The organism is Sphingobacterium sp. SG20118, assembly GCF_044740685.1.
GTDB lineage: Bacteria > Bacteroidota > Bacteroidia > Sphingobacteriales > Sphingobacteriaceae > Sphingobacterium.
On the sequence record NZ_CP172826.1, the window covers coordinates 2,494,964 to 2,516,265 of the forward strand.

Genomic DNA, 21,302 nt, shown 5'->3' on the forward strand with positions numbered 1-21,302 from the left:
AGGCCAAGAACTGCGCCTTAAAGACAAGTCAATATTTGAATTTTCTGAAGATGGGAAGATTGTGAGGTTGGTGGATTGAAGAAAGAATAAAATATTCATAATGGCTTCCTACAGATTATGCACGAACTTACGACAAAGTATCTAAAACAGTGGAGCAATTGGAGATTTCAGAGATAAAATACATTTTCCTATAATGCTCAAAGAAAAATTGTTGCACAAACTTTTGAAAACTTCAAATATACAGATATAAGTAGCTATAGGTTAGTAAACAAGTCATTGAACAACTATTTATCTATATCGCTCTTATTAAAATATATGATCATCGTAACGATATGCAAGGCTATCCAGCGACCGAATATCTCCTTTTTTATCTTTACTGTAGAAGATCACCATTTTTCGTTTAAAAAATAAAGTATTTCTATTCTCCAATGCAGCGGACCAGACGCAGGAATGCTGCTTGATGGCCTGTAAAATCTTTACATGAGCAGGCTTTTGCGGACTTATGGATTCAAGCCCAGTAATTCCTCCGTTATGAAGAACAATAAATTGGACGGTTATCGAGTCAGGAGTCATTTTTGTTCCAGGTTTTTCAGTAGGTAGATCCATGTTTGTCGATAGCTTCTTTAGATAAGCTGATTCTCCCAGAGATGGTTCAGGTTCCCTTTGTGCACGGTGGCGGATATCTTTACCCGCCATATCAAAATCAGCCATATAACAGGGCGCTGTCGGATCGAAAGCCATTGGCTCATCGAAAACCATTAAGTTCTTTTGGGGCCTCCTCCAACCTTTTTCGGTAAAATTGCTGTACCGATATCCTTGATCTACCAGATGTACGAAATAGCGTTCGCCCTCGGCAAACCGGATCCGGTCAACCTTCACTTCCTGCAGACCTTTGGGGTTGATATAATATAAAGGGAAGTGATCTTGAATAATAACGCCTGGATTCGAAGCGTCCCAATGGCTGCTACGCCAATGTACGATGACATCTTTGAGCGGTAAACCGGTATACTTCTTGACAACCTCGGGTATGGTCATGCGGCTGGCAAAAAAATCTTCATCGGTATCCACATGTATAGAACCTTGGTACAGAATGCCGTCAATAAGGGTATCCTGCTCCGATCTCTTGATAGCGGTATATTGTTCTACTATTGAAGAACGGATAGCATACGGGCTGACTTGTATATTATTGATAAAATAGGCAGGATCATCGGCATGTTGATCGGCAGGTGAAGGTGGATACCATGGTGTATGTAAATACACAACGCCTTGATATTGACTGTAAATCCCTGAGTTATGATCAAATACTCGACCAAGTCTCGTCTCCGGATAATTGAGTAGCTCGTGCATGTTAATGCGTGTACCATTTAATATAAATGCATAATTTTCAAACGTTCCATATTGCTTCGGATATAATGCTGTACTGTCCGGAGTGTTGACTGTTAACTGCTGGGATCGTGCAACAAGAATGTTGACCAACAGGGTAAAGAATAGTGAAAGGTATCTCATATAGTTCGTGATCATGTATTGTTTTGGGCTTGAACGAAATTATAGCGAAATTCAAGGCCATCTAGCGATTGGATATTTCCTTTTTTATCCTTACTGTAGAAGATTATCATTTTTCGACGAAATAATATCGGCCTACTACCCATGATGGCGGGAGACCAGACACAGGCATTTTTTTTAATTGCATTAAGTATCGCTACATGACCGGGCTTACCTGGTTCTAAGCTCTTTAGATTGGCAATCATACCATCTTTGAGTACGAGAAACTGAACGGTGATCGAATCTGTCTGTGTAGCCGTACTGGGTTTAACTGCAGGAAGTCCCATCGTCGATGCTAATTTATTCAAGTAAAAATTCAGACCCTTGTAGGGCTTGGCATCAATTTCCGAGTGGGTAAAAGTACTATAATCTTGTTTATCAAAATCTGGCACATAACACGGAAATAATGTATCAATGGCCAAAGGCTCTTCAAAGAATGAGGTAGCTTTAGGATTACTCCAGTTATAGCTATTGTCGATAAGGTGAACAACGTATCGCTCGCCTTGGGCAAAGCGGACACAGTCAACCGCTACTTTTTTAACGGAAAGATTACTGATTGTGAATGAATATAGCGGGAAATTATTTTCGATTATCGTACCAATTTCATCTTCATAGCTATAGCGGTTTGTGGAGCTTCTCCAATGGACGATGATATTTTCGAGCGGTAATCCGGTATACTTCCTGACAATCTCAGGTATGGTCATGCGGTTCACAAAGAAATCTTCATCGGTATCCACAAATACGGAGCCCTGATACAGGGTACCGTTTATCGTTGTATCCTGTAATGACTTCGCGATCCGGTTATATGCTTCCATTTTAGCCAAACGAATCTGATAAGGACTAACCTGCCGGCCATTGATGAAATAGGCCGGATGATCGGCATTTCGCACAGGAGGGGCATACCGATCTTCACTATGAAAATATACAGCACCGGGATAGCGCTTCCCTTCCAACTTAATGGGATAAGGGAGAATGTTATTCAATTTTGACTCTGGATTATTGACCAATGTTTGCTGCTCGATTACCTTTCCATTAAGCACAAATGCATAGCGTTCGAATGTTCCATATTTCTTTGGGAACATAGCGGCACTATCTGGAATGTTGGAATATACTGCTTGTGGTAAGGCACGTAATCCGGATAAAACCAAAAGAAAAAGTAGTGTATATCTTCTCATTGAATATAATTTAATAACGCTCACTTCTTCCAACACAGCGGAAAGCGATATACAGGGTAACAATATATTTTTAATCAAATACCTGTAGGTCTATAATTTCTACACCTAAAATAACATTAAAAAGACACTAGTAGATAAAGTTAATAGAATTGTTTAGCTATCCATATTTACATAGTGTTATTTTAGAGCAAATCATTTCGTTATTCATAAAATTATAATTAGTAAAAACCTAATTTACAAATATTTAATTATATTAGCAGGTACTTTAACGAAGTGCGGGTATAGGTATTGTTTCACGAAGGTTCAACCCACGGTATTTCATAAAAAACAATGTTAGCGGTCATTGTAGAACGACACCAAAACCAACGACAAACAGAAAAATGAATAAAAATAAAGCATCCATATTTTTGGCAGAAATTGATATAATTGGAATAAATCCATTTGTGTATTTACCTGATAATATTTTGCATTCAATTTTTGTTCAAGCCCAAAAAGACAAAGGGCATATTCCTATAAAAGGAACAATCAACAACATTCCGTACAAACAGACATTAGTAAGATATAGCGGAGAATGGCGACTTTATATAAATACAACAATGCTCAAAAATTCACCTAAGCGAATTGGAGAAACCATCGAAGTAACGATTGTATTTGACCCGTCAGATAGAACTATAAAACCTCACCCTCAATTAATTGCAGCATTAGATAATCATTTGGAGGCGAAGGCTAAATTCGATAATCTTACACCATCAATGCAAAAAGAAATGGTGCGATACATTTCTTCTTTAAAAACAGAAAAAAGCCGAAATCGAATTATAGAAAGGGCTGTTAATTATTTGTTAGGAAAAAGTACGTTTATTGGAAAAAAAATGCTTGACTAATGCCACTTAGTTGTATGCTACCCTCACCTACTCGTACATCCAAATTATCAAGTTAAAGAATTAGGTATAATAATCAAATGAAAAAGGATACCACAATACTATTTAATACTATTAGTTTCAACCTGCTTATTGTATTTATTATCTATTATTGTCTGGTTAGTTTTAAACTGTCCGAGGTATTCGACTTTATCCAAGATTTTTTTCTTAATTTTTCAATAGGTATTATAGGGTTTTACGCATCTGCATATGGCTGTGGTCTTGTGCTTAGTAAAATGAATCGAATCCGCATCTATCATGGAGTATTAGCCTCTTTCCTTGTCCTTTTCATCGGTACATTAGCTGGTTTCTACAGTCGGTTTTATACAGGAAGGCTTGCCATCGAACATCCAATTTAAGGACCCTATTTCGGAAGCAATCTTTGATTATTACGCTAAACCATTATTCTGGATATTCTTCTTTGGTTTTATTCCCACTTTGATATCAGGTGCCATCATTGGAAAGTTATTAAGAAAATGATCATCAAAACATCTACTCCACTTTCCATTGAGCTCCTCCCTAAAACCTGGAGTATTTAAAAGTAGAGAATTCCAGATGGAATTACTAATTTAAAATGTTCCGTTTTTTTTTGGCAAGAGGTCAAAAGTATTTACAGCTTGGTTGGTTTTACAATAAATTGCTTTATTTAAATCACTAAATTTTAATACACCGCAATGGTAAATTTAAACGCTCTTAGTCAAATATTATCAGCAATCGACCGGAAATTATTCAAAGATTTGGTTGTTAAACAAATAGTGAAAACGTGAGAGAAAGTTTAACTGTGTGGCCTAATTAAAGATCTAAATGGGATTAAGTCGATTAAAAAAAACAAAGTTAAAGTGTTTTTTTAATCATTAAGTGAAATTTAATTAAAAAGAGACTTAAGATATTAAATATTTTTAGTTATTTTGGACTACAAATAAAAACCATCAATTAATCTATATGCGTCGCAAGAACTTACTATGTATTTTTAAAATATACATGTGTTTTAATATATTATGTCTTATTTCGTGTAAATATGAAAGTGAAGACCTGAATTTTCATGAAATTAAACAACCAGATAAAAGTGTAAAGGTAACCATGAACCTAGCGGACATACCAAGTGGTCAAACCATTTATATCTATGCTTCGACCGATTTATTGTATGCTATCAATACTACTTCTGGATCTATTGCTAAACAAGAGTTTTATCTTAATAATAAGCTGATTGGTAGCGAAAAGGAAGTATTGCATTTAAATCCCTCGGATCTTATAGGAAACGGTTCGGATGTAGTGAAGGTGAAACTAGAGCTTTCTTCAGGCACTGGAAGCTTAGCTGAAGTTTTAGGCGAGGAGAAATCAAGTTTTGAATTTATATACCCAATAAAATATGTGAATCCTCAGGTAAATTTGAATATTAACCAGCGGATTAATTCTTCTAATAAATTAGAGATTTATTGGAAGAAGCCAAATCTTGAAGGAGCCGAAATTGAAAGTTATGAAATATATAATTTCAACAATTTAGATCAGATCCTCATTGATCAAATTTCAGATCATAGCAAAACTAGTTTTGTCGATGATGATTATTCCTATGGAGCTAAAACATATAAAATAATTACAAAATATAAGGGTAACAAAGTTCCAGCAAAAGAAGATTTTTATTCTGTGAAATATAAAGTTTTCACGAGTAATTATTTCAAGACAAGTACCTTAAAAAATCTAAATTTGGATATAAAATGGACCCATCCAGATGGCATTGAAAACAAATACGTTCTCGTATGGAAAGAAAATGTACTAACAATACCTTTAGGTAAAAATAATGCTGAAGTGTATAGACCAGCATTTCCTTTTCAAGAAGAACAGTATTATGAACTGTATATCTTACCAGAAAAAGCTGACACATGGGATTACGCTAAATATCCGAAGGTTATCAACTATTTTAAAGAACAAAAATATGGTGATACCGAAATAGATAATGCTCATTTGATCTTGGTTGAAGGAGACGTTAAAAACAACTTAATCCTTTCCATGCGAGGTTACAAAAATGGTTACGGAATTAGAAATTATGGAATTGATGATCTTGTTATGAAAAGTAAAAATCCAGATCTTGTACAATATCCTTATTACATCAGCTCTTTTAAAGTTTCCCCAGCTACAGGGAAAGTTGCAGTTCATTTAAGAAGTGATGTTTATGAAACTAAACCAAAAATCGAGGTGTATTCGGATTTCACTTTCAGCAAAAAAATTAGAACTTATGCTAGTGATGATTTTCCAGTCTATTATTTGACCAATGATGATAAAATCCTAGTTGGAAACAATAATTTATATCATTATGAAATTTATGATTTAAACTCTGGTAAATTGTTGAGTGAAAAAAGAGAAGCTAATGGACAGTTCTTTCCTGGTATTTCTGCGGACGGCAGATATGCTACAAGTTCTGCGAGCTATAATAATGGTTGGTACAAAATTTATAGATATGAAAATGATCAATATAAAGTAATAGCCGAGAAAACAGGGAGTCGTACTCTAAATGCCATTGAATTTCACCCATTAATTCAAGACCAAGTTGTTCTTCAATCCATTGATAATTATTTCACAATTTGTGAATTGCCAAGCTTAAAAGTAATTAAAAAGGTGGCCGGCGAATTTATATGCTTTGATAAATTCACTGGAAAAATCTTGTTTAAGGATGAAAATTTCTCCTCTAATTCGCTCATCAATGTTATGGATAGTAAATATAGCACTATTGTTTTTAGCATGACAACTGGCCTTTACTTCCATCCTTACGAAGCGAGACTTTTAAACAACAATATTATTCTTAATAACAATTATGTCAATATCGGCCAATAGCTTAAAAATCATGAAAAAACTAATATTAAGTATTGCATTGTTACTGATGACTATAACCTCAATGGCACAAATTGGGTTTGGATATAGATTTGGCATTGGTAATTATAAAATGTCCGAAATGAGTTCATTCTTGAATGTCATTCAAAGTGGAATTAAATTAGAATATCCAGTTCCTATTTCAATTACCGACAATTTTCCAAATCATTATACCAATTATGGTGAAATTACCTACTCAGTTAAAAGTAGTGACTATGGAATCAATGTCACTTATTTATCTACAGGAGGTCGATTGGCTTACTCGGATTATTCCGGTGCAATTGCTTATAACTTGAATGCAAATGCTTATCGTATCGGAGCATTATATCGAAATTTTTTCTTCCAAACCAATCAAGGGCAAAATAAGAATCTATCCCTTTTTGCTGAGATTTCTCCTGCAATAACAATTAATAATATTACTTCAAATGGATATTATGAAACTCAATCTGGTCGAAAGGAAATTGATAAAAAGCATATTGTTGAATCCAAATCAACGGGGTATTCAATTACACCTAATGTTGGTGTTCAGTGGAATTTTATAAAGTCTTTAGGAGCTAACCTTAGTGTTGGGTATAATGCTGAAATACCTGGTAAAAGTAGTGAGATGAGAGATACTAAAATTGATTGGTCTGGGCTTCGTGTTGGATTAGGCTTGAGATACAAATTTATTGACTAATGAATTTGTAATCTTACCTTAAAATAGCGACAATTATGAGAGTGTAACATAAACTGTGTCAACGGAATAATTTAATTATATTTTTTATATTTAATTATTCAAACGACATGGTCATGAAAGAAAAGACCCCATTCGATTTTACATTCATATTTATTTTTAATTGTATTCAAGAGAGCCTCGTCGTTTTGAAAGCTTCAAAGAGGAAGCTATGCAAGGTCTTTACAACGGAAAGAGTTTATCTCCTGACCTCCTCCCTAAAAACTTGAGTATTTAAAAGTAGAGAATTCGGGATTGAATTACTAATTTTAAATAGGAGAAAAAACGATGAAAAGATCGAAGAAAGTTATGCTTCGTATGAGCTCCCTTCAGTCGGATTATCGAAGCACAGATCGCCTTTGCGATCTAGAAGTATAAGATGGGTACCTGACTGGAGGAAGTCTGTCGTACAATGGGTATCAGCGAGGATACATGCTACAATTAAAAGAAGAAAAGACCTTCTTCCTTGTAAATCCGATAGACACGTTTGTGATTATCAGACCAGCCTTCACGACGTAAAAGAATTTAGACACACCAGAGTCCATAACGTTTCCTTCGTGTTTCGGCTATATTGGGCAGTGTTGTTATTGTTTATCCCCCGATATCAAAGCACCAGACAAAGATAAAAGGAAAACAAGACAAAAAGTATTGACCCTACGGTCAACCAGCCATATTTCCGTTTTTCTTGCCTTGACCACTTCTCATATTTATCAAAGTGTTTTATGTACTTATCCTGCTTAAAAACAAACACATAACAGATCAGGCCAGATCCAAGCCCACAACCTATTATAAGTGGTGTAGATATAGCTACCTTCATCATCATCAAAACAGAAAAAAGGAAAAGACCCAATTCTCCACCTAGGAAACCTCCGGCAGCTACAGTACTAAGACCAAATTGCTTGTCTCCAAAGGCTATATCGACAGATCTATCTAAATCTACTCCTTTTTCTTCTGCCTTTTGTTTAATAAAAGGGATTTTAAAAAGTAATCTAAAGGGGTTAAATTTCTCGGTGAATAAATGTAATTTGTAATGTGCTTTATACAAGCAAAAATGTACTATATTAAAATATTTTTCCATAGTTCTAAATTATTTACCATGATAATAATTAACACCTTTACCTGCGATATTACTTCCCAAATAACCGCCTCCTAATCCCCTAATCAATGCCCCTAGAACAGCTCCTATGAGGCAAAAAACAGTCTAACAGTTTCACTAATATATACACCTGATTGCATCCTAACGGCACATGCCGTTAGGATCGTGGAAAAGAATGAGATCGTTTCCTACGTAGGCATATGGGGAGTAAGAAGAATACATTTCTGCCATCGGGTCCACCACATTCCACCTGCCTATTTCAGCATCGTAGAACCTTGCCCCGTAACTAAACGAAGTGAGTTCATGAGTACCTTAACAAGAAAATTAAAGAACTAATAATCATACTGGTCTCCAAGCTCGCCCTGGATTTATTCGGTAATTATTTGTTTTATATAGTCCTCATATTCCCTATACCCGGATTCTTTAACATTATAAAGATAATTAATATTTGTATTATTTATCTGTCATTTAAAGGTACAAATGAGCTCATCGCTACGCTCTTTCGGTTATATACACTTGTTGCAATTGATTTTGTCTTTTAAAATAGATAATAACCGACCAAAGAAAGTTCATGAATACTTATGAAAAACATATTGATAATGAATAATCCTGCTTCTGAATTACAGACGGAACATTAAAAATATTACAAGTTGAACTCTTACTCTTATTATATATGATGAATTACTTAAGTGTCAAACCGTACAACATCTTTATCAAAATCTTTATTAGCGATAAAGGAGATATGCATTTTATTGGTAATACTATTAATAAAATCAAGTTCCTCGCTATCCAAATCTAAACCGATACCTACGTTATCGGATTCAATCCACACCCAAAAACTAACATCATAATCTGAGCTTTCCTTATATTTTCTCAAAATATCAATTTTCAATGAAAATGTAGTTTTTAAATGATGAATATGATGACTAATTGTTTCTACTTTCAAACAGGTAGAATTTAACCCAAATGCCCATAAATCATAAGGTTTTGTTATTACAGAACCAGATTTCTTGGAAATGCTTTGATCCCCCTTTTTAAAAAACCTTGAAGGAGCAACTCCTAACTCCTCTGTAATAGAGGAAGGAGAAGCCACCTTAGGCAATATTATTATCTCACAATGAGTTTTGTATAAAAAATAGTTCTCATTCATGTTTACGTTAATTATGGTAAATAGTCAAACAAATTACTAATAACTTGATTAGTCTTAGGTCTAGATCACTAATAATCTCTGCAATACCATCTGCATGCTAAATATTACACCAATGTATCAGGTACTAACATTTTATAGTTTTGTTCGCTAAACCGGCTTATATAAATCCCTATTCCACTTGGAAGTAGTATCATAATATTAATTTTGGAGATTAAAATAAAATCTTGATTATATTCAGTATCATAAATATAAGCAATAATAATGCTCCCATAAAACCTCTGAAGGTCATAGAGTAATCCCAAATATTATCATCCTCATCCCTTTTCTTTTTAATTAAGTACCAAATGTAGCTTAAAGCTACAATCGCAATTATTATATATATAAGCAACATTACTTTTCTTTTTGATTTGTTTTTTTGTTAACTCTTCAATTAACTTTAGTTTTAATCCTGCGCCCTGTCGTAATATATAATAACTGACATCCTTTAATTGAATCTATAAGAATTCCACCTGCCTATCTCCGCATCATAGAAACCTAACCCCGTATCCGAACGAAGTGAGTTCATGAGTGCCTGATTTTTGGAAATGTACTCATCTTCGCCACCACCGATCCGTTTCATTAAGGCTGCCAAACTAAAGAGCATCTCCGCACTATATAGATATCAAAAAGCCAAGTCTCAGCAGATCGGGTATGATTAAACATCTTACTTCGCCATTGACCTCCTCCCTAAAAACTGGAGTATTTAAAAGTAAAGAATTCTGGATAGAATTATTCATTTTAAATGAGAGAAAGACTATAAATACTTTGAACAAGATGAGCGTAAGGAGCCGAAATACACAAATTTGCGAAACAACCGACTGAAGAAGAAGACAAACAAACTATTTTCCGCCTGATTGATAAAATGCTGACCATTAAAAAATCCAAAGATTTCTTCGCTAAAAACGCAGCTTCATTATAAAACAACAAAGCCCCGAGAATTTGGGCTTTGCTATAACTTTAATTTGTGATCAATTCTGATATAGGAACTTTTAAAGGTAAATAATCAACATCTTTTCGCCCTTTTATTATTATATTATTTCCATCAAACTCTAATGTTTTATATATTTCTAGAAAAAACTCAACTCCCTTTTTTGTTTTGTCAATTTCCTTTTCAAAAATTATTTCATCATCATTTTCTATAGTTAACTTTGAATACATCCCATCTATTCTAAAATTAATCCACAAAGACACCCTTAGCTCTTGGTTAGAGATATTTATACCCAAATCTAACAACCGATAATCAGGGTTTAAATCCCTCTCAATACCTTTTAAATATGCATATTCTGCTGCATCTAATAATTGATTATTCTTAATAAACTCGGCTGACCTTTTAATGTATATGTAAGCCTTTTCCCAAAAATACTTGTCTTGTTCAGTCTTGCTAAGTTTTTCAAATTGTTCTTTGTCAAATACACCATAATACTTCAAATGACCTCCATAATAATAAGACTCTTCTTTAGGTATTACTGGGTATAAAGCATATGTCTTATTCGTATGAAAATATAAGTTTATAAACTTTATTTTCTTACCATCATATACTTCATTTAACAAGCGATTCAGCAAATTACCTAATCCAAAATAATCATCGGACAGATTATTAACTCTTTCATCACCATCTTGAAATAAAAACAATGTTCTTTCTATATTCATCATATTATGGTTTAATTGGTAATCTTGTGCTAAAATTAACTGGGTAAAGGATTGGAGTTGCAACAATAAAGTGAACATTCAGTTAAGCTGCAATCTTTTTCTGTTATACCAAGTCTCCAAATATTCAAAAACGATAGGCGCGGCCTGCTCTTTATCAGTAAACCGATATTGATGTACACACTCGGTTTTTAACGTTTAAAAAAGCGTTACTCATTCTTTATTATTGTTTTGATATTCGTGATTAGCTTCGCAATTCTGCAACAAGATTATACCAGCACTTTTCTTTCCTGATCATTCTTCTGATTATCAATAGGTTTATGTCCAATATAAATCTGAATTGCGAAGCATTCATAAACACAATTAGGAATAAACAAAAGTGAATAATTCATTGCATGTATATTGAACTCCACAATCAGAATGAAAGATTAGTCTTTTTTCAGAACACTCTTTCAGTCAACGGTATAATTATGAAAGTTTAATATCTAATTCATTGGCTAACTCCGCCAGATCTGTACGTTTATTATTCAGTTCAACAATCATAAGCTTGAACTCTTTTGGATACGTTTTTCTTTCTTGTGACATAATTACAGTAAAGCTATAGAATTCCCTTAACTTAATGTCTACTAAATTGTAGTAACTTCTTTTTTGGAAAGAGGTCAACTTTGAAGGAGCAATTCCTAACTCCTTTGTAAAAGAGGAAGGAGAAGCCACCTTAAGCAATAATATTATCTCACAATGAGTTTTGTGTAAAAAATAATTTTCGTTCATTTTTACGTCAATTATGGTAAATAGTCAAACTAATAACTTGATTAGTCTTAGGACTATATTACCAATTCTCTACATTTAAATATTTCAGTTTTTTGAAAGGAAATCAGGTAACAATAGTCTCGAATATTATCTCCCTCCGCTGATTTATTTTTAATTTTCTAGTCAACGAACCAAACAAAATACTTGAACTTAAGCTTATTATGCTATCAAAAATATTGTAAATTACTTTTTTTCTAAAATCATCAACACAAAAATTAAGATTAAACATATCCCAAATAGCATATAGAAAACAAATAATAACTGGTTAATTACTTTCATATCTTTACAGTTTCTAACAGGTAGAAGATTATTTATTGTGGAAAGTCCAGCAAAAATATCCCATAAAGATCCATTACCTTCATTCCGTGAAATAAAAAAACTTCTGACCAGTAAGACAATTATCATTACGATTACTAAAACCTTTATTATAGCCATTTTGATTTTTTTATTTATACAAAATAACGATTGTCACAGCTACACTTCTCATTGTTGGTACAGCATTAATTTTAATCTTTCACCCTGTTTTAATATATTATAACCGAAATCCTTTAATAGAATCTATAAGAATTCGATTTCTAAATAGAAATAGTATCATGATAATCTTGATGATTAAAATAAAATCTGGATTATCCTAATTATCGATAGTACAAACAATAATATTGCTCCAAGAAAAGCACCAAGCTTCAAAGAATAAACCCGTATATTATCACCCTCCTCTACTATTCTTTTAAATACATTAAAAATGTAAGCCAAAGATAATATAGCAATTACTATATAGGTATAGATATTTAACATTACTTTTCTTTTTGATTTGTCTCTTTTGTTGATTCTACTAGGAGGGTTAATAATATTACTAATTGTCTCACTTTTTAAAAATTTTATAGCTATTTAGGGGATTTAACACCATAAATGTTTATTGCAAATAAAATTAAAATAGCAAATTTTTCTAATTTACAATACTTCTGAAATTGGGAGGAGGTCAGTTTTTAATTTACCCCATTTTTTACAAAAAATATTAAACTCTTCACCGACTAACTTCGAAACACTATTATTGACATTAGCCGTTGATCCCCCCAATTTTCTAAAGCTACTAATTAGAAATGTATAACCCTGCAAAAGTTCATCGGGTCCTATATTTTGATGATTGATTACTCGTTTTATCATCTCATCATTCAAAACTACAAAAAAACCAATTAGCAAAATAACATTGCTATTGATAGGAAATTTAATTATATTTAAAGTAACTAACCTAAACCTCATTTATGCACAATAGCACTTTAGATGTCCACGATTTAACTATATGGTCAAACTTTAGAAAGATTGCTTTTCGATTCTCGTTCCTGAGCATCTTATCCTTTATTGTATTAGTCAACAATGGAACATTCTATTTCTTAACCTACTTCATTCGCTTTGTTAATAAATCACTGTATAGCTTCGTACCTTGGTTCGCCGAACATATCCTGCATTATCACTACGATTATAGCATATATAGCAATGGAAGTGGTGATACCTCATATAATTGGGTACTTCTATTATTGTTGATCATTTTCTCCATTTTCGGCACTCTGATTTGGTCAGTCCTAGATAGAAATAGACGACATTACAAGCAGCTTTACTACTGGTTAACAGTCATTATTCGATACTACATAGCCTTTACATTGATACAGTATGGATTAATTAAAATAATCAAATTACAATTCCCGGACCCGTCACTTGTAAGGCTTACACAGCCATTAGGAGCTTTTTCTCCAATGGGATTGGCTTGGACCTTCCTTGGCTTTTCTAAAGGCTACAATATGTTCATGGGAATTGCAGAAGTTTTAGCCGGATTATTATTATTTAAGAGGACCCTATTGCTGGGGGCATTCATTGCCTTGGCGACTAGTATCAATATCATGACTGTCAATTATTTCTACGACATACCAGTTAAAATGTTAAGCACAGCGCTAGTTATACTTTGCATCTACCTTATACTGCCCTATATTACACCATTATATAAATTTATAATTCAACAAAAACTAGTACAACTTCCAAAGTTAGCAAAACCCAAATACAAGAAAGTTTGGATCAATAAAATGATTCCTATATTTAAATACCTTTTGCTCCTTTCGTTTTTATATATCCAGTTTAACAGTGTTCGACAAAATCAAAAAATGATGCATACATATTTCGGAGAAAAATCCCTTTTTTATGGTATTTATGAGCCTGATAGCAATGCGAAACAAACTTTAATACCCCCCGAGTGGAATGAGATTATTTTTGAACATCAAAACCAAGTCCATATAAATGATCAAAGAAATAAGACGAAGGCTTACGTATGTCAGATAGACGACAAGAAAAAAGAACTGACTATCAACAACAACATAGACAAATATCAATTCCATTATAGTCGCGATATCAATGGTGATCTTATTTTGGTTAATATCAATAATAAACAGGGTGAAACCATACGCCTAAGAAAACGAAAAATTGCAGAAATAGAATTATTAAATCGACCCTTCCGTTGGATATCAGAATATCCCTATCATCGATAACAAGCTAAAAAAATCTCAATCAATATTTGCTGCACTCTTTTAATCTTTCTTGGAATCACAGCATTCCAGTCCTGTACAAAAACGACACCCGAAGAACCACAGTTATTACCAAAACCCGAACCTGACCAGGGAAATGTATAGCTAAAGTTATCTAAAGGGTATTCCGATAACGAGGGACGACAAGTACTAAAAAAGCCCGACGGAGTGTCGGGCTTTTGATGACTAGCTAGCGCTAGTTTTGTTTCTTATTGTTCAGTTTGAACTCTTCAAACTCTTTGAATAATCGTAAAAGCTTAAACGTGGAGCTAATCAGCTCGTTTGTCTCTAACAAGATAGAGAAGTATAGTTTACTGTTCTTAGGACTGTTTTCGGATGTCCGGATGTGTTCAATCTGCTTGTCCAAAAGATTATTAATGACCTTTTGTAGCTGATCACGTTGTTTCATGGTTGAATCAAGTTTTAAGAAGTCACGACGCTTGTATAGATTATACACTTCGTTGTACCAGTTACCCAGCTCATCAGCAACTAACCTTAGGTCATTTCCTTGATAGTCTTTGAGCAACTTATGGTTGTTGTCTACGTGATTCTGTGCATTGCCGGCAATAACGTAAAGGTTCTCTACGATATCTTGTAGATAGCCTAAAGATATGATGTAGAATCTACTTCCTTTCACGGAGGTATCGTCTAAATTGCGAATGAAATTGTATAGATTGTCGTTGGTCGAATCCAAATCACGCAAGAATTTCTTAATCAATTTCTTGTTCATGGAAAGACTCGTCAAATCGTTTTTGATAAGACCGTCTACAATCTCTTTATAGAAAAGATTAGATTTGGCAAAAACTTCACTAATTTGATTGGCACTAGCGTCGGAAACCTGTTGTAAAGTATGTATATCTTCTCTCCCGAGCTTCAATTTGCGTTCTGCCTGTGCTGCGACTTTCTTTTTATGGCTTTTAGCGTTGAATACTAATAGTATCGCTAATAAGATCAAAGCACCTACAAAGGTAATGATACCACCAATCTTAAGTAAATAAGCGAAAATAAATGCACCTGCAAAAGCAGAAGCTGCAGTGAAGAACCATCCTCCGATAACATGGAATACGCCAGATACCCGGTATACTGCACTTTCTCTATCCCAAGCTCTATCGGCAAAAGCGGTACCCATGGCAACCATAAAGGTTACGTAGGTAGTAGACAATGGAAGCTTCATAGAAGTACCTAAAGCGATCAGACTACTGGCCACCATAAGATTAACAGAGGCACGCACCATATCAAACATTGGCTCATCTTGCTTATTCTTTTTGCCTAAAGCAGTGTTCTCAAAACGACTATCTAGACGCGATTGCAAGGTGCGCGGCATCAAATAGCTGATGGCACCTCCAATATTTAGAAAGCCACGTACTATCCAACGTGATAAGGTATTGGGTTCGAACTTTTCTGTACCACCGTCTTGACTACTTAGACTCATTTCCGTTTCGATAACGGTCTTCGCTTTTTTGGATGTCCATAAGGTAATGATCATGATCCCTCCTGCGATAAATAAAATCCAAACTGGGGCAACGATATCTGCAGAAGCTAACTCCGACATCATATACGTGTCTGGATTGCCACCAGATGCCTGGAAGAAACCGATAGACTGGATTGCTGCTACCGGTACTCCGATGAAGTTAACCAAATCGTTACCCGCAAAAGATAGTGCTAAGGCAAACGTACCGATACCGATGATGACTTTAAGGATGTTGATTTTTAACCTGGTGAGGATAAAACTAAAGATGGTAAATAACACAAAGCATCCCAATAGCAACTGTAGCTCGTGCGTGTTAATCCAATCTTTCGTCGATACATCGATGAAAGTAACTGTCTTTAGCCCTTTTATAATGATAAAATAACTAATCGAAGCTAAGGCGATACCACCAAATATAACCCCGAAAGATTTGATTTTACGTTCGTATTGAAACGTGAATATGAGTCGAGAAACATATTGCACTGCCATACCCACAGTAAAAGACAGTACAACGGATAAGAGTATACTGATTACAATTTCTGAAGCCTTCTCTGTATTGATATACTGTGATAAGGTTGACCAATCGCCTGTAGTGGTTGCAATTTTATACAATCCTAGGCAGACTGCAGCCCCGAGGAGCTCGAAAACGATGGATACTGTCGTAGAGGTCGGAAGACCAAAATAGTTGAATACATCCAAGAGTATGATGTCTGTAATCATGACAGCGAGGAAGATGACCACGACATCATTAAAACTGAACATACCCGGAACGTAAATTCCACTTCGTGCAATCTCCATCATTCCACTTGAAAAAACCGCACCTGACAATATCCCTGCACTGGCGAGAATCATAATCAAACGGAAAGGAATAGCTTTGGAGCCAATTGCCGAGTTTAAGAAATTAACAGCATCATTAGTGACGCCGACCATGAGATCTATAACCCCTAAAAGGATAAGGGTAATGATTACGAGATATAAATAATTATCCATAGCTATTATTTTTGCAAAGGTATAAACAAAAGGTCAATCCTATATTAAGTTAATGTTAAGTATTGCTTTTGTTTAAAGTACAGAAATGTAGCCGATTTGTTTGGTACTAATTCGTGCAGGATAGTGCAGGATACCGAATCCTGATAGATCATGTATCTTTAGTATCCTAATTATGATACCCGTTATTACACAATGTGTAAGATATAAACAAAATATGAGCAAACTCAAGGTCAATTTATCAAAGAGCATAGTTCTACTTCTTATATTTTCTTCAATCTTCCTCTTAACGTCATTAGGCATTGAAGAGGATGTATCTGTTGGCCATGCAGCAGAAACAGAGGTGTTCTGGTTGTTTAAATTCTTAGGTCGTCTACATCCACTCATCGTACACTTTCCTGTATCGCTCATCGTGATTGCGGCATTCATGGAAATGTTGAGCTTAAAAAACTACAATTCTAACCTGCGCGCTGGGATTCAGTTACTTTTAATGATCGGCGCTATCAGTGCGGTCCTATCTGTCATCTTCGGGTTGCTCCTAGCCAATCTTGAAAACTATTCTGGCGACACGCTGGCACTCCATCAATGGATCGGTATTGGGACAGCGCTATTAAGCTGTATAAGTTTACTCTTCGTAAGGGCCATAAAAAAAGAACAAAAGAGAAGCCTCATCATCGCTTACCGGACAATCTTGATTGTTACCGTATTTGGTATTGCTATAACAGGGCATCTAGGAGCCTCGATAACACATGGTACCGACTTTTTAAGTAGTGTGACACCTTGGGCAGACAATAACGAAGACGGTGCGACATTAGCAACGAGTGATATTGACCTAGCTACTTTCGCTAAAAATGCAGATAGCTTGACGATAGAAGAGCAAGTGAAGCTAAACATAGGTGTACGAACGATCTTAGCGCATAACTGCTACAAGTGCCACAGTTCTGACAAAATGGAGGGTGAACTGAGACTTGATGATAAAGTCCTACTCTTTAAAGGGGGGGAATCGGGGCCAGTGATTACACCTGGCAACCTGCACAACAGCGAACTTTTTAGACGGATAGCACTACCTGCTAGTCACAAAGATGCGATGCCAGGAAAGGGAAAATCGCTATCGAAAAAAGATATCGAGCTCTTGGCTTTCTGGATAGATAAGGGCGCACCCTGGCCTGATCAAGCTGCTGCAGGGATATTTTCGAAAGCCCCTCTAGCACCAAGGAAGCCTACACTTCCTGCCGTAACAAAAGCATTAAATAACCCCATAGATCTATTTGCAAATGAGTATTTTACAGAAAATAAAATTGACTGGAAAAAGACTATTGATGACCGCACTTATCTGCGTCGTGTGTATTTGGATATTATAGGTCTGCTGCCAACACCTGAAAAAATCGATGAATTCGTAAATGATAAACGTACCGATAAAAGGGCGTTATTGGTGAATGAACTACTCGGTGATGACCATCAATACGCTACCCATTGGTTCACCTTCTGGAATGACTTGCTTCGCAATGATTATACCGGTACTGGCTATATCACAAACGGACGTTTTTCCATATCCGACTGGCTCTACAAATCGTTGGCATCCAATAAACCTTATAAACAAATGGTGCAGGAACTATTAAACCCTAACGAAGCATCGAAAGGTTTTGTAGCAGGTATTCAATGGCGTGGTGATATCAACTCGAGTCAAACCGTACCTATGCAGGCCGCACAGAATGTATCGCAGGCATTATTGGGATTGAACCTAAAATGTGCTTCTTGCCACGACAGCTTCATCAGCGATTGGAAACTGAACGATGCTTATTCTTTTGCCAATGCTTTTTCAGAAGAACCGCTGGAAGTGAACCGCTGCGATATTCCGACAGGTAAATTTGTCGACCCGAAACTGCTATGGGACGAACTGGGTGCGATCTCTAAAAAAGCGTCAAAAAAGGAGAAAGCACAGCAAATGGCAGAAAGCCTGACCAAAGATGAAAACGGACGATTGTACCGCACCATTGTCAACAGAATATGGGCGCAGCTTATGGGACGTGGTATCGTAGCTCCAACAGATGAAATGGACAATAAACCTTGGAGTCAAGATCTATTGGATTGGCTAGCGGTAGATTTTGTGGAAAATGGCTATGATATGAAAAAACTGATTCGATTGATTGTCGACTCAAAAGTGTATCAATTGCCTGCTGTTACTATTGATGATGCAGCGAAGATCAATGCAACAGATTTTCAATTTACTGGTATACTGCGTCGTAAAATGACTGCCGAGCAGTTCGCTGATGCTGTCAGTAATACAATATCACCTATCTATGGGTTGGACCGATTGAAATATAACCCTTACGAAGCTTTTCAATTACAGCCTAATCAGGCTTATTTCGCACGTGCCTCTCTGGTAGAAAATGACGATTTCCTAACCGCTATGGGTAGACCAAACCGGGATAACGTAATCAGTGTACGTGAAAGTCAATCGAACCTGTTACAAGCAATGGAACTAACAAATGGATCAAAACTGAATGAAACACTGCGAAAAGGAGCACAAAGTTGGTTAAAGCAATATAACAACAGCGAACAAATCGTCACCCAAGTTTACCGACGTACATTAGGGCGCAACCCCAGTAAGAAAGAGCTCGATATTGCTAAAAATATGTTTGCTGATAAACCCGATGAAAACAGTGTTCAGGATTTTTTGTGGGCGGTTATACTATTACCAGAGTTCCAACTTATTAATTAATAACTAGAAAAGTAAGTAAAGATGAGAGACAAGTGGAATAGAAGAGATTTTTTACGAACTGCCAGTGCTGCTACTATGAGCGCGTTGGCAGCAGGAGCTCCGCTTTCGAGTTTACTATCATCCTGCCAATCGGCTCATAAAGAAAGTAGTGCGGATACCGTAATTTTACTATGGATGGCTGGAGGAATGGCGCATACGGATACATTTGACCCTAAAATATATACGCCATTTAAAAAAGGCATGGATTCAAACGGGGTATTGAGCACATTTAAATCCGTACCTACTATTTTAGATGGCATCAACTTCTCGGAGGGTTTAGAATCAATCGGTCAGGTCATGGACAGAGGCACTTTGATTCGATCGTATATGGCTGCCGACTTAGGGCATATTCTGCATGCTCGACACCAATACCACTGGCACACCTGTTATGAGCCGCCACAAACGGTAGCAGCTCCACATATCGGTTCTTGGATAGCCCGAGAATTGGGCCCTAAAAATCCAGTAATCCCCGCTTTCATCAATATTGGGCAACGGTTAACATTGGGTGAAGGTGAAGAGTTAAAAGCATTCCATACTGCAGGCTTCTTGGGTAGCGAATTTGGTCCATTTATGATCGCCGATCCAACAGCAGGTCTTGATGCCGTAAAACCGCCAGCAGGAATGTCTTTCCAACGTTTCGAGCGTCGCAATCAATTGTACAACGATTTGATCAGTGGAAGTGCTTTTGGCGAATTTGGAAGTGACTACCAAAAGGAATCCTTGCGTCGTGCAATGGAGCAGTCTTACATGCTGCTAAAGTCGCCCGAAGCGAAAGCTTTTGATCTAAATAGCGAACCCAAAGCGAGCTATGACATCTATAACACCGGAAAATTTGGATTAGGATGCCTAATGGCTAGAAGGCTTACCCAACAAGGCGCCCGTTTTATCTCAGTGACGACCGAATATGTGCCATTCGAAGGATGGGATACGCACGAAAATGGACATACAAGAGCTGCTGAAATGAAAAGACAGATAGACAAGCCAATAGCGCAGCTTATCAAAGACCTGGAGCAATCTGGGCACCTTGACCGTACTTTGATCATCGTGGCTAGCGAGTTCAGTAGAGATATGATGCTAGAGGGAAGACCGAGAGCTGAAGTACTGGAACAGGTTGATCAGCCAGACATTATAAACGATATCAAGCACTATGGCATGCATCGTCATTTTACGGATGGCGGTTCTATTTTAATGTTTGGCGGTGGCATCAAGAAAGGTTCTACCTATGGGAAGACAGCCGATGAAAGACCTTGCAAAACGATAGAAAAACCTATTCGGATCGAACAGATACACCAAACCATTTACCATGCACTGGGCATCGAGCAGGAGGCACATGCCGTCATCGAGGGGCGTCCCTTTTACACAACACCAGATGGGGTACACAAAGCGGAATTAGAATTACTTGCATAATGAACGGTTAAATAACTTTCGTATCTCTGCATTACTAATCTTATATAATTCAATAGGGTCATTTAACGTTATGAAATAATCACGTTGGAAACATGTCATCATATCACTTGGTCACATAAAAGTGATGAAAACAATAGTTTTGTATTTTATTCTTAA

Annotated in this window: 16 protein-coding genes and 3 pseudogenes; 7 read left to right on the forward strand and 12 right to left on the reverse strand. The window is 35.9% G+C overall.

What is annotated here, in order from left to right; genetic code table 11:
- Nucleotides 1-306: 306 nt before the first annotated feature.
- Nucleotides 307-1,521 carry a hypothetical protein gene (locus ACFX5U_RS11650; RefSeq protein ID WP_400260772.1) on the reverse strand — a complete coding sequence of 405 codons (1,215 nt, stop codon included), beginning with the start codon at nt 1,519-1,521 and terminating at the stop codon, nt 307-309.
- The gene (locus ACFX5U_RS11655; RefSeq protein ID WP_400260773.1) at nt 1,518-2,717 is read right to left on the reverse strand and encodes a hypothetical protein; all 1,200 of its coding nucleotides are present in this window, start codon (nt 2,715-2,717) and stop codon (nt 1,518-1,520) included. The genes ACFX5U_RS11650 and ACFX5U_RS11655 overlap by 4 nt, the downstream gene beginning before the upstream one ends.
- A 380-nt stretch (nt 2,718-3,097) precedes the next feature.
- Between ACFX5U_RS11655 and ACFX5U_RS11660 the strand changes: the two genes are divergently transcribed.
- The 4 genes from ACFX5U_RS11660 to ACFX5U_RS11675 all read left to right on the forward strand — a co-directional run bounded on the left by ACFX5U_RS11660 (nt 3,098) and on the right by ACFX5U_RS11675 (nt 7,175).
- Nucleotides 3,098-3,598, forward strand: a complete 501-nt coding sequence (locus tag ACFX5U_RS11660) for a YdeI/OmpD-associated family protein (RefSeq protein WP_400260774.1) — start codon at nt 3,098-3,100, stop codon at nt 3,596-3,598.
- A gap of 77 nt (nt 3,599-3,675) precedes the next feature.
- The gene (locus ACFX5U_RS11665; protein ID WP_400260775.1) at nt 3,676-3,993 is read left to right on the forward strand and encodes a hypothetical protein; all 318 of its coding nucleotides are present in this window, start codon (nt 3,676-3,678) and stop codon (nt 3,991-3,993) included.
- A 622-nt stretch (nt 3,994-4,615) separates the two neighbouring features.
- Complete coding sequence (locus ACFX5U_RS11670; protein ID WP_400260776.1) at nt 4,616-6,463, forward strand: hypothetical protein; 1,848 nt, start codon at nt 4,616-4,618, stop codon at nt 6,461-6,463.
- Nucleotides 6,464-6,473: 10 nt separating this feature from the next.
- Nucleotides 6,474-7,175, forward strand: coding sequence for a hypothetical protein (locus ACFX5U_RS11675; RefSeq protein WP_400260777.1), 702 nt, complete (start codon nt 6,474-6,476; stop codon nt 7,173-7,175).
- A 489-nt stretch (nt 7,176-7,664) separates the two neighbouring features.
- Here the strand turns inward: ACFX5U_RS11675 and ACFX5U_RS11680 are convergent.
- The 9 genes and pseudogenes from ACFX5U_RS11680 to ACFX5U_RS11720 all read right to left on the reverse strand — a co-directional run.
- Nucleotides 7,665-7,781 (reverse strand): annotated as a pseudogene (locus ACFX5U_RS11680) (IS3 family transposase); the annotation flags it as partial.
- A 34-nt stretch (nt 7,782-7,815) separates the two neighbouring features.
- Entirely contained in the window at nt 7,816-8,289 is a 474-nt protein-coding gene (locus ACFX5U_RS11685) for a hypothetical protein (protein ID WP_400260778.1), read from the reverse strand.
- A 159-nt stretch (nt 8,290-8,448) separates the two neighbouring features.
- Nucleotides 8,449-8,589, reverse strand: a pseudogene (locus tag ACFX5U_RS11690) (RHS repeat-associated core domain-containing protein); the annotation flags it as partial.
- Between the two features lie 403 nt (nt 8,590-8,992).
- A complete protein-coding gene (locus ACFX5U_RS11695; protein WP_400260779.1) occupies nt 8,993-9,457 on the reverse strand; it encodes a DUF4279 domain-containing protein in 465 nt (154 codons plus the stop codon).
- 484 nt (nt 9,458-9,941) lie between these two features.
- Complete coding sequence (locus ACFX5U_RS11700) at nt 9,942-10,100, reverse strand: hypothetical protein (RefSeq protein WP_400260780.1); 159 nt, start codon at nt 10,098-10,100, stop codon at nt 9,942-9,944.
- 353 nt (nt 10,101-10,453) lie between these two features.
- Nucleotides 10,454-11,149, reverse strand: coding sequence for a hypothetical protein (locus ACFX5U_RS11705; RefSeq protein WP_400260781.1), 696 nt, complete (start codon nt 11,147-11,149; stop codon nt 10,454-10,456).
- A 75-nt stretch (nt 11,150-11,224) separates the two neighbouring features.
- A pseudogene (locus ACFX5U_RS11710) lies at nt 11,225-11,329 on the reverse strand (IS3 family transposase); the annotation flags it as partial.
- A gap of 282 nt (nt 11,330-11,611) precedes the next feature.
- Entirely contained in the window at nt 11,612-11,914 is a 303-nt protein-coding gene (locus tag ACFX5U_RS11715; RefSeq protein WP_400260782.1) for a hypothetical protein, read from the reverse strand.
- A 990-nt stretch (nt 11,915-12,904) separates the two neighbouring features.
- Nucleotides 12,905-13,117: a hypothetical protein gene (locus ACFX5U_RS11720; protein ID WP_400260783.1), complete on the reverse strand. Its 213-nt coding sequence runs from the start codon at nt 13,115-13,117 to the stop codon at nt 12,905-12,907.
- Between the two features lie 98 nt (nt 13,118-13,215).
- Between ACFX5U_RS11720 and ACFX5U_RS11725 the strand changes: the two genes are divergently transcribed.
- Nucleotides 13,216-14,487 carry a hypothetical protein gene (locus ACFX5U_RS11725; protein WP_400260784.1) on the forward strand — a complete coding sequence of 424 codons (1,272 nt, stop codon included), beginning with the start codon at nt 13,216-13,218 and terminating at the stop codon, nt 14,485-14,487.
- A 232-nt stretch (nt 14,488-14,719) separates the two neighbouring features.
- Here the strand turns inward: ACFX5U_RS11725 and ACFX5U_RS11730 are convergent, their stop codons facing one another.
- Nucleotides 14,720-16,981, reverse strand: coding sequence for an anion permease (locus ACFX5U_RS11730; RefSeq protein ID WP_400260785.1), 2,262 nt, complete (start codon nt 16,979-16,981; stop codon nt 14,720-14,722).
- A gap of 214 nt (nt 16,982-17,195) precedes the next feature.
- Here ACFX5U_RS11730 and ACFX5U_RS11735 point away from each other — a divergent pair, with 214 nt between their 5' ends.
- Together ACFX5U_RS11735 and ACFX5U_RS11740 are read left to right on the forward strand one after the other, a co-directional pair.
- A complete protein-coding gene (locus tag ACFX5U_RS11735; protein WP_400260786.1) occupies nt 17,196-19,700 on the forward strand; it encodes a DUF1549 domain-containing protein in 2,505 nt (834 codons plus the stop codon).
- Between the two features lie 21 nt (nt 19,701-19,721).
- On the forward strand, nt 19,722-21,146 hold the full coding sequence (locus ACFX5U_RS11740; RefSeq protein ID WP_400260787.1) for a DUF1501 domain-containing protein: 1,425 nt from the start codon (nt 19,722-19,724) through the stop codon (nt 21,144-21,146).
- Nucleotides 21,147-21,302: the final 156 nt, after the last annotated feature.